Raw genomic sequence first — 12,493 nt, forward strand, 5'->3', positions numbered from 1 at the left:
TCAGGCCCGCTCGACCAGTTCGAGCGCCTGGGCGGGGGTCGGGGCGTGGTGGCGTTCGGCGAACGGGACGATGGGCAGCAGGCTCTCTTCACCGAGGAAGACGCGTCGTACGACGCGTTCGGCTGCGTGTCCGTCGTCGAATTCGCAGAAACGCCTGCGGAAGGCGTCCCGGCGCTCGGTCGTCCCGGGGCTGTCGTACTCGCCCGAGGCGAGCAGGCCCAGCAGTTCCGCCTGCGTCGTGGCCACCGCGCCGGGCGCTTCCTGGAGCAGGTCGAAGTAGGTGCCGCGCACCACGGAGTAGACGTCCCAGTCCGGGACGTAGCTGATGACCGGACGGTCCAGGACCGCGAAGTCGAACATCGCCGAGGAGTAGTCCGTGATCAGCGCGTCGGCGGCGAGGTACAGGTCCTCCACCCGGCCGTGCCCGGAGACGTCGACGATCCGGCCGGTGCGGCGCAGCTCGGCGATCTGCGGGGAGGAGCCGCCGTAGAAGTAGTGGCCGCGCACCAGCACGGTCACGTCCGGACCCAGTTCGCGGGCGAAGCGGCCGAGGTCCAGGGGCGGGGTGAAGCCCGGCTGGTACTCGCGGTGCGTCGGCATGTACAGGAACACCTTGGCGTCGTCGGCCAGGCCGAGCGCCGCACGGGCCGCGCGCACGTCCTCGGCGGTGGCGTTCACCAGGACGTCGTTGCGCGGGTAGCCGGTCTCCAGCGTGGTGTACGAGCACGGGTAGACCCGCTCCCAGACCACGGTCGAGAACCGGTTGGAGCTGATGCTGTAGTCCCAGCGGTCGCACCGCTCCAGGAGCTTCTCGAAGTCCATGTCGGTGGAGGCAGGGTACTTGCGCTGGTCCAGGCCCATGGTCTTCAGCGGCGTGCCGTGATGGGTCTGCACGTGGATCTGGCCCTCGCGCTTGACCACCGCGTCGGAGAAGTTCACGTTGTTCACGAGGTACTTGGCGCGGGCCAGGGCCGCCCAGTACTCGCGCGAGCCCACCCGGACGACCTTCACGCCCTTGGGCACCAGGTGCGCGTTCTCCGCGCGCACCGCCCACACCCGGCGCATCCCCGGGGCCAGCCGGGCCAGTTCGGCGTCGATGGCGGCCGGGTTGCAGGAGACGCTGCGGCTCCAGTAGGCGGAGAACAGCACCAGGTTGTCGTCCAGCGGGAGCCTCAGCTGGGACTGGTAGAAGGCGCCCATCGCGCCGCGCTTGGAGCGGTTGAGCGCGGTGCGGGTGCGGCTCTTGACCCGCTGGCGGAACTTCACGGCGGCCAGCGCGCTCACCATCGTCGTGTAGGCGTCGCGTTCCAGCATCCCGTACTTGTGGCCGCGGCCGCCCGCCGGACGGGTGTAGCCCTTGGGCACGCGGGCCCGGTAGTCGGCCGCGGCGCGGTGGAAGAACTCCGCTCGCGCGTCCTGCGGCAGACGGCCCGGCCGCTCCAGGATGGTCAGGTAGTGGTCGACCATCTTGCGGAACAACGGGCCCCGCCACTCGGCCAGTTCCTCGTGGGCGTCCAGGTAGTCGAAGACCCGCTGGTACTGGTCGAAGACGTCGAAGTGCTTGCGGCTGACCGTCTTGAGGATGTTGCCGCCCTCGCGGCGCTGCCGGTAGTGCACGCAGACGCGGTCCAGGACGGCGATCCGCTCGGCGCTGATCATGGAGCAGAACGTCCAGGGGGCGTCCTCGTAGTACCCGGGCGGGAAGGTGAGCCCGGTCCGGGTGACGAAGTCGCGGCGGTACGCCTTGTTCCACACGATCTGGAGCAGGTCGAGCAACTGGGGGCGCTCGGCGAGGGAGAAGGCGTCCGGTCCCTCCTGCCGCAGCAGGTCGGCCCGCAGGTTGGGGCGGACCCGGCCGTCCCAGTAGGTGCGGGCGTAGTCGAAGACCAGGATCTCGGGGTCGCCGGTGGCCTCCAGCCGCTCGACGATGGAAGACAGCGCGCCGTCGGACAGGGTGTCGTCACTGTCCAGGAACAACACGTAATCGCCACTGGCCTTTTCCAGTCCGGCGTTGCGCGCGCGCCCCAGCCCCACGTTTTCCGTGAGGTGAATCACATGAATCCGGGTGTCCCGTTTCGCGTACTCGTCGAGAATGGCACCGGACCCGTCCGGCGAGCAGTCGTCGACCGCGATGATCTCGAAGTCCGTGCAGTCCTGCCCGAGTACGGAGTCAAGGCACTCGGGCAGATAGCCCTGCACCTTGTACACGGGGACAACGAGAGAGAGCTTGGGCATCCTTACAACCTGTTCCGAGAACTGACCAGGGGACCGCGGGCTGGGAAGCGGAACGCGCTCCTGGCGCCATAGGGCCTGGAGCGCGCCGCCGCATCAGCGTAAAGGATTCACGCGGAGTTTCCGTGGGCACGGTAGCCGGACACTCTGTGCCTGGCCACAGCCGGAAATGGCCGGGACGGGCCGCTCGAATCGGCCGTCGGGGAGCGGCCGGAGAACTTCCTCACATTCGGTCCCCGTGTCCTCTTTACCGACTTCCGTCGCATTCCGTCCCATGTGCCCGACTCGATTTTCCGGGGCCCACGGACGAGTCTGCACCCAGTGACGAAGACCTGGGAGGCATGAGGATGAGCTGGCTGGTCACGGGCGGAGCCGGGTACATCGGCGCGCATGTGGTGCGCGCCCTCGCCGACGGCGGGGAGCGCGTCGTCGTCTACGACGACCTGTCCACCGGCAGCGCCGACCGCGTCCCCGACGGGGTGCCGCTGGTGGTCGGCAGCGTGCTCGACGAGGCTCTCCTGGAGGGCGTGATTCGTGACCATGCTGTGACAGGTGTGGTGCACATCGCGGGCAAGAAACAGGTCGCCGAGTCGGTGGAGCGTCCGCTGCACTACTACCGGGAGAACGTCACGGGCCTCGCGACGCTCCTGGAGGCCATGGTGTCCGCCGGCGTGGACCGCCTCGTCTTCTCCTCCTCCGCGGCCGTCTACGGCATGCCCGATGTGGACCTCGTCACGGAGGACACTCCCTGCCTGCCGCTGAGCCCCTACGGCGAGACCAAGCTGGCCGGCGAGTGGCTCATCGACGCCGCCGCCCGCGCCCACGGCATCCGGGCCGCCTCACTGCGCTACTTCAACGTCGCGGGCGCGGCCGCCCCCGAACTGTCCGACTCGGGCGTCTTCAACCTCATCCCGATGGTCTTCGAGCGCCTTGAGGCCGGCGACGCCCCCCGTGTCTTCGGCGACGACTACGCCACCCCGGACGGCACCTGCGTACGGGACTACATCCACGTCGAGGACATCGCCTCCGCCCACCTCGCCGCCGCGCGACGGCTGGCCGACGCCCCGGAGGGCACCGCGCTGACCCTCAACGTGGGGCGCGGCGAGGGCAGTTCGGTGCGCGAGATGGTGGACCGGATCCTCAAGGTCACCGGGCGGCAGGACGCCGCCCCCCGGGTGAGCCCCCGCCGCCCCGGCGACGCGGCCCGCGTCGTCGCCTCCGCCGACCGCGCCCGCGCGGAACTGGGCTGGACGGCCCGCCACGACCTGGACGCCATGATCGACTCCGCCTGGCAGGGCTGGCGCCACCGCCACGGCTGACCGTCCCGCCCGCGCCCGCGGGTCAGACGCGGTCCCGCGGCTCCGGCGCCGCCGAGGCCCTGGGCAGCGCACCGGCCCCCCGCCGCGGACCGGGCACCGGCACCTCGGTGGCAAGGCGCTCGGCCATCCGGGCCCGGTGCTCCCCGGCCGTCGCGCACAGCGACCGGACGGCCGCCGCGAAGCGCTCCTGGGACGGAGGGTCGGCCGGGCCCAGCAGCCGCAGGGCCAACGCGGCGCGCTCCCCGGCCAGTTCGTCCAGCTCCGGATGCCGGACCGCGTCCAGCAGGGCGGGGACGCCGGACCCGTCCGGTGTCAGCACGGTCGCCGCCACCACCGTCGGGAAGGCCTTGCGGAACCCGTCCTCGGCCAGCCCGCTGGTGTTGGCCACCGCGTACGGCTTGCCGCTCGCCAGGAAGTCGCTGATCACGCTGGAGACGTCGCTGATCAGCAGGTCGGCCCGGTTGAAGCAGGCGTAGAGCGGCGGCCGGGCGTCCGTGACCACCTGGTGCTCCCACTCGGGCAGCGACGCCCAGTACGCCTCCTCCCAGGCGGCCGCCGCCCGCGCCACCACCCCCTCCCGGCCGGGTTCCGGCGCCGGGCGGCGCAGCATCCGCTCCGCCTGGTCGGCGGCCGCCCGGAAGCCGGGCGCGGTGAGCCGGTCCAGCTCCGCCGTCCGGCGGGCCAGCTCGGCCCCGGCGGCCGGCGCCGGACGGGGCCCGACCCGCACCCGGTTCGCCGCCCGCACCAGCTCCCGGATCCGCAGGTCGGCCGCCCGGGCCCGCGGGTCCACCGAACCGGTCAGCGGATGCGGCTTGTAGAGCAGCCGTACCCCCGGGTCCGCGAGCAGCGCCCGCACCAGGTGTTCGCCCGCCTCCACCACCGACGTGTTGCCCGGGTTGCCGTCCCAGCCCTCCCAGGTCGGCGCGTACAGGACCGTCGTGAACGCCCCCGGCGCGGGCGGCCCGCCGTGCGGCCGTACGGCGTCCAGCTGCGGCCGGCCGATCTCCACCACGTCCTTGTCCTCGACGCCGACCTCCGCCAGCGCGTACCGCTCGCGCGCCGCGGGACCGGCCACCCACACCTCGTCGTAGGCCTTCGCGTACGGGTTGCAGGAGGACAGCTTGTCGCTCTCCCCGTGGTTGACGAAGGCGTGCTTGATGGTGGGGATGCGCAGCACCTGGGAGGTCTTCCCGGAGTTCGAGGGGTGCAGGAGGACCCGGAGGGTGGAGTGCTCCAGGCGCATCAGCGTGGACACCTTCGGCAGGCACACCACCGGGATGTCGGTCGCCGCGATCCGCTGCACCATGAACCGCTCCCGCAGCACGATCACCGGACGCCCCTCCAGCCGCGCCAGCGGCTCCAGCCACATGTTCGCCTGGTAGGCCGAGGACCCCCCGCCCGAGAAGTACAGGCCGACCGTCGGCCGGTACTCCGCGAGCCAGGCCTCGAACCAGTCGAGCACCTCCCGCTCACCCGCGGGCCGGCGTCCCGGCAGCAGCCGCGTCAGCAGCGCGCACAGGCCGGTCACCGCCGCCACCAGCGACAGTCCGAGCCCCGCCGCGCCCCACACCGGGGCGTCGGTGGCCGCCGTGGCCAGCAGCCCGCCCGAAGCCGGCAGCCCGAAGACGGCCAGCCGGTGCCCCGGGCGGCGCAGCAGCAGCGGGGGCGCCGGGGTCAGCCGCAGCGCCGAGGCGTCGATGTTCCGGGTCACCACGGGCAGCGTCCGGGTGCGGCGGACCAGGACGGACACCGCCTGGATCGCCCAGTGCAGCCCGTAGAAGACGAGGAGCGCGGCCACCAGCGGGGCGTAGACCCCCTCCCGGTGCTGCTCGCCGAGCCGCAGCAGGCCCACCACCAGCAGCAGGTCCCGCAGTACGTGCCGGACCGTGACGTCGGCGTGCGACTTGGCGAACAGCGACACCATGCCCCGCTGCCACCGGTACAGCACCGCCTCGGCGGCCAGCGAGCCGGCGGTCGCGGCGAGCAGCAGCGGCAGGTGCGGCAGCAGCGCGCCCACCGCCTGCGCGGCGAAGGCGGTGGCCAGGACACCCAGGACGAGCAGCTTCAGCACGGTCCGCCGGCCGGGGAGGCGCGGGCGAGCGGGCCGGGGGAGGCGGGGGCGGGGCAGGGAGAGGGGCACTGCGGTCGCTCCAGGCTTGTCGCGCATCGGACATCCGGGTTAACGCCGGGCGGCCGCCCGACGACACGCGCGTGTTCGCGCCGCGCTCGCGAGCGGGACGTCCCGCCGCCCCCGTCCGCAGCCTGGACCGTGGCGCGGAGCCGGTTCCCCTTCGCGTAGATTGCCTGGCGAGCGCGGGGGTTCGCGCACGTCGGAACGGGAGAGGCGGACGGGGCCGTGGCAGGGGCAAGGCAGGCCGTGGGCGAGGCCCGCAGGATCGTCGTCAAGGTCGGTTCGTCCTCGCTGACCACCGCCGCGGGCGGGCTGGACGCCGACCGGGTCGACGCACTCGTCGATGTCCTGGCCAAGGTGCGCGGGAGCGGGGAGCGCGAGGTCGTCCTCGTCTCCTCCGGCGCCATCGCCGCGGGGCTCTCCCCGCTGGGCCTGCGTCGCCGCCCCCGGGACCTGGCCCGCCAGCAGGCCGCCGCCAGCGTCGGCCAGGGCCTGCTGGTCGCCCGCTACACCGCCTCCTTCGCCCGCTACGGCGTCCGCGTCGGGCAGGTGTTGCTGACCAGCGACGACATGAGCCGCCGGGCGCACCACCGCAATGCCTCGCGCACCCTCGACAAGCTGCTGGCGATGGGCGCCTTCCCGATCGTCAACGAGAACGACACCGTCGCCACCGACGAGATCCGCTTCGGCGACAACGACCGGCTCGCCGCCCTCGTCGCCCACCTGGTCCGGGCCGACCTGCTGGTGCTCCTGTCCGACGTGGACGGCGTCTACGACGGCGATCCCGGCCGGCCGGGCACCTCGCGGATCGCCGAGGTGCACAGCCCCGCCGACCTCGCGGAGATCGAGATCGGCAGCGCCGGCAAGGCGGGCGTCGGCACCGGCGGCATGGTCACCAAGGTCGAGGCCGCCCGGATCGCCGCGGCGGCCGGCATCCCGGTGGTGCTGACCAGCGCGGTGCACGCCGCCGAGGGCCTGGCCGGCGGCGACACGGGCACCTACTTCCACGCCACCGGAAAGCGCTATGCCGACCGGCTGCTGTGGCTCCAGCACGCCTCCACCCCGCGCGGGGCGCTCGTCCTCGACGACGGGGCGGTGCGCGCGGTCGTGGAGGGCCGCAAGTCGCTGCTCCCGGCCGGGATCGCGGGCGCCGAGGGCGACTTCGCCGCGGGCGACCCGGTGGAGCTGCGGGACGGCACCGGACGGGCCGTCGCCCGGGGGCTGGTCAACTTCGACGCCAAGGAGATCCCGCGGCTGATCGGCCGCTCCACCCGGGAACTGGCGCGCGAGCTGGGCCCCGCCTACGAACGTGAGGTCGTACACAGGGACGATCTGGTGATCCTGCACCCGTAATGGGTCGAAACGTCCCCGAATCGGCGGTGGACGTTCCGCAAAACGGCCCCGCGATCCCGCCCGGCCTGCTCAACTTTCCTCAGGGACGAACCCGGCCGACCGCCGGGCCAGCCGTGTGCGTGAAGGAGGCCGTCGTGAGCGGAGTACGCCCTGGACCGGCGGCGTCCCGCGGTACCACCGCCTCCCGCGGCTCCCGCGCCGGCACCGGCGCCCGTCCCGGCGGTGCCCGGGGTGCCGCCCGCGCGTCCGGTGAGGAGCGCGCCCTGACCAGCGTCGCGGCCGGCGACCGGTTCCGGGGCGAGGACCCCGCCCACACCCCGCGCCTGTGGCACGTCACCCTCAGCGTCTCCGGCGCCCGCGCCCCCCTGCCCGAGGTGCGGCGCGCTCTCGAACAGCTCGCGCACGACCACCCCTTCCTGCTGACCAGCAGATACGCCGACGACCACGCCGAGATCCGGTACTGGGAGGAGGCCCGCGACCTGCACGACGCGGCCGCCGTCGCCCTGCGCCTGTGGGGCGAGCACCGGCAGACCGCCGGGCTGCCGCCGTGGGAGATCGTCGGCCTGGAGGTCATCGACCGGGCGACCTACCACCAGCGCATCGCGGCGGGGTACGGCCCGGCACCGGCGACGCCGGTGGGGGTACATCCGTTCTAATGCGGCCACCGGCCGAAACCATTGATCGCGCGACCCCCGCGGCGGGCAACCAGGTCCGCGAGAGCGGCGCCGGTTCAGGCCCAAAGGAGGGTCTCGGGGTTTGGGACAACCCCTGATGGCCCCGGTCCGGCCCACTACGCTGCCCCCATGACCACGCTCTCGCCGTACGACTCGATGTCCCCGGTCACCCGGGCCGCCTACCGGGCCAAGTCCGCCGCGGCGGACCTCGCGCCGCTGCCGCGGGCCGTCAAGGACGACGCGCTGCTCGCCGTCGCGGACGCCCTGGAGGTCCGGACCAGCGAGATCGTCGAGGCGAACGCCCAGGACGTGGCCAAGGCCCGCGCCGCCGGGACCAGCGAGGCCATCATCGACCGGCTCACCCTCACCCCGGAGCGGGTCCGCGCCATCGCCTCCGACGTGCGCGACGTCGCCGCCCTGCCCGACCCGGTCGGCGAGGTCGTGCGCGGCTCCACCCTCCCCAACGGCATCGACCTGCGCCAGGTCCGGGTGCCGCTCGGGGTGGTCGGCATCATCTACGAGGGCCGGCCCAACGTCACGGTGGACGCCGCCGCCCTCTGCCTGAAGTCCGGCAACGCGGTGCTCCTGCGGGGCTCCTCCTCCGCCTACCAGTCCAACACCGCCCTGGTCCGGGTGGTCCGCGACGCCGTGGGCGGGGCCGGGCTGCCCGCCGACGCGGTCCAGCTCGTGCCCGGCGAGAGCCGCGAGAGCGTGCGCGAGCTGATGCGGGCCCGCGGGCTGGTCGACGTGCTCATCCCGCGGGGCGGCGCCTCCCTGATCAACACCGTGGTCCAGGAGTCCACCGTCCCCGTCATCGAGACCGGCACCGGCAACTGCCACGTCTACGTCGACGCGCTCGCCGACGTCGACACGGCCGTCGAGATCCTGGTCAACTCCAAGGCCCAGCGGGTGGGCGTCTGCAACGCCGCCGAGACCCTCCTGGTCCACCAGGACATCGCCGCCGACTTCCTGCCCCGCGCCCTGGACGCCCTCGCGGAGGCCGGGGTCACCGTGCACGCCGACGAGCGCGTGATGGCGTACGCCGGGGACTCCAAGGTGACGGCCGTGGAGGCCACCCCGGAGGACTGGGAGGCGGAGTACCTGTCGTACGACATCGCCGCGGCGGTCGTCGACTCCCTGGACAAGGCCGTCGAGCACATCCGGCTGTGGACCTCCGGCCACACCGAGGCGATCGTGACGACCTCGCAGCAGGCCGCCCGCCGCTTCACCCAGCTGGTCGACTCCACCACGGTCGCGGTGAACGCCTCCACCCGCTTCACCGACGGCGGCCAGTTCGGCTTCGGCGCGGAGATCGGCATCTCGACCCAGAAGCTGCACGCCCGGGGCCCGATGGGGCTGCCGGAGCTGACCAGCACCAAGTACATCGTCACCGGCGACGGGCACGTACGGCGCTGATCGGCCGCACGGGCGTAGGCCTCGGGCATATGCCCCCGGCTCGCCCCGCGGCTCGATCGGGGCATCCCACCCATCGGACGAATTTCCCGGCCGTCTGCCCAAAACGACCCCCCAGGTCTACTCTGGACACGTGCCGGAGGACGTGGGGGGTTCGCCGTTTCCCGACGGCTGGGAGCCCGACGACGAACACGACCGCGGGGTGTCGGACGAAGAGTTCGCCTCCGTGGTCTTCGACGAGGCCTTCGTACGGGCGGCCGAGGTGCACGAGCCGACCGCCGTCGAGCGCCTGCTGGCCGCGGCACAGGCCCGGGCCGAGGCGACCGAGGCGGAAGCGGCCCGCCGGGGCCCCACCAGGGCCGAGCGCTTCGACGAGGGATACGGCGATTTCGGCCATGATCCCGACCTCGACGACCCGGACGACGACCGCGACCTCCTGGACCGCCCGTACGGGGCGCCGCCGCCGTCCGGCAAGCAGGTCCGCTGGCACCGGCCGGTCGCCTGGATGCTCGCCCTCGTCATGGGCGTCGGCATGGTCGCGCTGGCCTTCGTGGCCGTGTACCGGGGTGCCTCCTCGGGCAGCGGCACGCAGCAGGTGCCGCCACCCGCGTCGACCCGCCCCGAGCAGGGCGGCGCCGTGACGCCCTCGGCCTCCGCGGACTACTCCCAGCCCGCCGTCCCGGTGATCCCGCGCAGCCCCTGACCTGCCCTCCCGCGGCCCGGGAACCTGTCCCAACTTGACCTGCGGCGGCGCGTTTACGGGACCTTCCGCCGACCTACCCTGAAGGTATGGCAGGCCTGGGCGATCCGCCCGGAGGGACGCCCGAGGGCACTCCCGGCGGCGGAGAGGACGAGTACCGATCCGTCGTCTTCGACGAGTCGTTCGTCCGCGCTGCCCGGCTCCAGGAGTTCTCCGCCCAGGAGCGCATCACCGACCACGCCCCGGCCGTCCGCCGCCGCCCGCCGCTGCGCCGGGCCGGCCTCTCCCGGCAGGCGCTGGTCCTCATCGTCCTGATCGCGGTCGCCTTCGGCACCGCCATCTACATGGGCGTACGCCACCCGTACCAGAGCCCCTCCGCGCAGCGGTCCGCCGAGCCGGTGCGGATGACGGTCGTCCCGCTGGCCCCCCGGGGCAGGGTGCCCGGCGCCGACGACGCGGGCCTCCTCTACGAGCACAGTCCCGCCGCGGGGTTCCGCACCGCCGCCGAGGGCGTCCCGCTGCCCGGGGCGCGGCGCACGGCGCACTTCTCCGAGGACCAGGTGCTCAACGCCCTCACCACGGCCAAGAACTACATCGTCCGCTCGGCGCTCGACCCGGAGGTGCTCGGCGGCGGCGGGGTCCGCTCCGTGCGCGTGCTGCTCGACCCGGACCAGCTGCCCCAGTTCGACGAGAGCTTCGCGGCGCCCGCCGCGGACGGCCGGCACGCGCCCACCGGCTGGCTGGTGCGCTTCGACCCCGCCCGGGCCGAGCTGGCCGACCCGGAGATCCGGGTCGACGGCAGCCTGCGGGCCGTGGAGAGCGACGCCTCCACCCTGGAGGTGACCGCCGACCACACCATGGTCTACGCGCTGCGGCCGGCCGGAGCCGAGCGGGCCGGGACGTCGCTGTTCACCGTCCGCCGCGAGCTGCACTTCCGCTACGACCGGGAGGACCTGCGCATGCGCCAGACGCACCTGGTGGCCTCCTACGTCCAGGCCGGGCCGCTGTCCTGCGCCGAGGACTCCGCGAACCACCTGCGGCCGCTGCTCGCCGGCCAGACCGCCGGGACCGGCACCCCCGCCGGCACCGACCCCTTCACCCCGGACGACGCCACCGCCCTGTGCGGCACCCTCGCGCCGGGCGCCCAGCCCAAGGTGTGACGCCCCCGCGCGGGCTCAGGCGCCGTCGCGCGGCGGACGGTCCTCCGGGTTCTCCCGGCCGCCGTCCTCGCCCCCGGACGCCCCGGACGACCCGTTCCCGTCCTCGGGGGGCCGGGAGGACGTGAAGCCCCCGAAGCCGCGCCGCATCCGGTCGCCGAGGTCGCCGGCCCCGCCCGCGATGTCGTTGACCAGCTTCATCAGCGGGTCCTTGGAGCCGCGCACGTGCGTCGCGTAGTGGGACGCCGACTCGCGGAAGGAGTCCCGGACCGAGGCGTCCTTGTCCTCCTCGCGCCGCGGGTAGTGGCCGTCCATGATCCGCTGGAAGTCCCGGGAGGCCGCCCACTTCTTCAGCTCGGCGGCCCGCACCGTGGTGAAGGGGTGGCTGCGGGGCAGCACGTTCAGGATCTTCAGCACGGAGTCGCGCAGGTCGCCCCCGGCCTCGTACTCGTCGGCCTGCTCCAGGAACGCGTCCACGTTCATCTCGTGCAGGTGGTTGCCGCCCGCGATCTTCATCAGGCCGCGCATCGACGCCTGGATGTCCTGGCCCACCAGCAACCCCGCGCGGTCGGCGGACAGCTCCGACTTGCGGAACCACTCGCGCAGCGCGGTCACGATCGCCATGATCGCCACGTTGCCCAGCGGGATCCACGCGACCCGGACGGCGAGGGAGGTCAGGAAGAGCAGGATCGTCCGGTAGACCGAGTGCCCGGACAGCGCGTGCCCGACCTCGTGCCCCACCACCGCCCGCATCTCCTCCTCGTCGAGCAGCTCGACGAGGCCCGTGGTCACGACGATGATCGGCTCGTCCAGACCGATGCACATCGCGTTCGGCACCGGGTCCTGGTTGACGTACATCGGCGGGACCTTCTCCAGGTCCAGGATGTAGCAGGCGTCCCGCAGCATGACGTTCAGATGGGCGAACTGCCGGTCCGAGACGCGTACCGAGTCCGACAGGAACAGCAGCCGCAGACTGCGCTCCGGCAGCAGCCCGCTCAGCGCCTTGAACACCGTGTCGAAACCGCTCAGCCTGCGCAGCGCCACCAGCGCGCTGCGGTCGGCCGGGTGCTCGTAGGCGCGCGAGGAGATCCCCGGGAAGCGCCTGCGCTGCCGGCTCGGCACGTGCTCGCGCCCGTTGTCCTGGTGGCCGTCGGACATGTCTTCCCCCATGTGCGTGTGTGTGGCCTGTGCGTGTGTCCGGCCTTCGCGAACCCTCGTGCGGTCCTTCGCACCCCCCGAGCCGGGCCCAGCCTAGGCGGAGATACCGTGGACGGGCAGTACACCGAAGGAGTCCACGCCATGCAGCACATCCCCCACACCGACTGGCTCGCCGGGGCCGCGACCGCCGCCGAGCAGCAGGGGCCGGGGAATCTGCTCCGGATCGTCCTGATCGTCATGGTCCTGGGGTGCGTGCTGACCGCCTGGTTCCTGCTGCGGGGGTACAAGCGGAAGGACGACTGAGCCGATCCGAAGGTTCCCCGGCCCCCGGCGGCGCGGCTCCGTCGGCGGAGTCG

10 protein-coding genes are annotated in these 12,493 nt (G+C 73.2%); 7 read left to right on the forward strand and 3 right to left on the reverse strand.

The window, feature by feature from the left end:
• Nucleotides 1-2,235: a bifunctional glycosyltransferase/CDP-glycerol:glycerophosphate glycerophosphotransferase gene (locus IE108_RS12220; protein ID WP_064727852.1), complete on the reverse strand. Its 2,235-nt coding sequence runs from the start codon at nucleotides 2,233-2,235 to the stop codon at nucleotides 1-3.
• 344 nt (nucleotides 2,236-2,579) lie between these two features.
• Between IE108_RS12220 and galE the strand changes: the two genes are divergently transcribed.
• A complete protein-coding gene (gene galE / locus IE108_RS12225) occupies nucleotides 2,580-3,551 on the forward strand; it encodes a UDP-glucose 4-epimerase GalE (protein ID WP_064727851.1) in 972 nt (323 codons plus the stop codon).
• Between the two features lie 22 nt (nucleotides 3,552-3,573).
• On the opposite strand, the gene IE108_RS12230 is transcribed toward galE, so the two are convergent.
• Nucleotides 3,574-5,718 carry a hypothetical protein gene (locus IE108_RS12230; protein ID WP_107420149.1) on the reverse strand — a complete coding sequence of 715 codons (2,145 nt, stop codon included), beginning with the start codon at nucleotides 5,716-5,718 and terminating at the stop codon, nucleotides 3,574-3,576.
• A gap of 210 nt (nucleotides 5,719-5,928) precedes the next feature.
• Between IE108_RS12230 and proB the strand changes: the two genes are divergently transcribed.
• The 5 genes from proB to IE108_RS12255 all read left to right on the forward strand — a co-directional run bounded on the left by proB (nucleotide 5,929) and on the right by IE108_RS12255 (nucleotide 10,982).
• Nucleotides 5,929-7,035, forward strand: coding sequence for a glutamate 5-kinase (proB, locus tag IE108_RS12235; RefSeq protein ID WP_064727850.1), 1,107 nt, complete (start codon nucleotides 5,929-5,931; stop codon nucleotides 7,033-7,035).
• A 134-nt stretch (nucleotides 7,036-7,169) separates the two neighbouring features.
• The gene (locus tag IE108_RS12240) at nucleotides 7,170-7,691 is read left to right on the forward strand and encodes a DUF8830 family protein (protein WP_107420417.1); all 522 of its coding nucleotides are present in this window, start codon (nucleotides 7,170-7,172) and stop codon (nucleotides 7,689-7,691) included.
• Nucleotides 7,692-7,838: 147 nt separating this feature from the next.
• Nucleotides 7,839-9,125, forward strand: coding sequence for a glutamate-5-semialdehyde dehydrogenase (locus tag IE108_RS12245; protein ID WP_064727848.1), 1,287 nt, complete (start codon nucleotides 7,839-7,841; stop codon nucleotides 9,123-9,125).
• Nucleotides 9,126-9,255: 130 nt separating this feature from the next.
• Nucleotides 9,256-9,825 carry an SCO2584 family spore wall biosynthesis protein gene (locus IE108_RS12250; protein WP_064727847.1) on the forward strand — a complete coding sequence of 190 codons (570 nt, stop codon included), beginning with the start codon at nucleotides 9,256-9,258 and terminating at the stop codon, nucleotides 9,823-9,825.
• An 86-nt stretch (nucleotides 9,826-9,911) separates the two neighbouring features.
• On the forward strand, nucleotides 9,912-10,982 hold the full coding sequence (locus tag IE108_RS12255; RefSeq protein WP_064727846.1) for an SCO2583 family membrane protein: 1,071 nt from the start codon (nucleotides 9,912-9,914) through the stop codon (nucleotides 10,980-10,982).
• Between the two features lie 15 nt (nucleotides 10,983-10,997).
• Here IE108_RS12255 and IE108_RS12260 read toward each other — a convergent pair whose 3' ends face one another.
• Nucleotides 10,998-12,137 carry a M48 family metallopeptidase gene (locus IE108_RS12260; RefSeq protein WP_064727845.1) on the reverse strand — a complete coding sequence of 380 codons (1,140 nt, stop codon included), beginning with the start codon at nucleotides 12,135-12,137 and terminating at the stop codon, nucleotides 10,998-11,000.
• A 141-nt stretch (nucleotides 12,138-12,278) separates the two neighbouring features.
• Between IE108_RS12260 and IE108_RS12265 the strand changes: the two genes are divergently transcribed.
• On the forward strand, nucleotides 12,279-12,440 hold the full coding sequence (locus tag IE108_RS12265; RefSeq protein WP_189397642.1) for a hypothetical protein: 162 nt from the start codon (nucleotides 12,279-12,281) through the stop codon (nucleotides 12,438-12,440).
• The last annotated feature ends 53 nt before the right edge of the window (nucleotides 12,441-12,493 follow it).

It is taken from the genome of Streptomyces parvulus (genome assembly GCF_014648855.1).
Lineage (GTDB): Bacteria > Actinomycetota > Actinomycetes > Streptomycetales > Streptomycetaceae > Streptomyces > Streptomyces parvulus.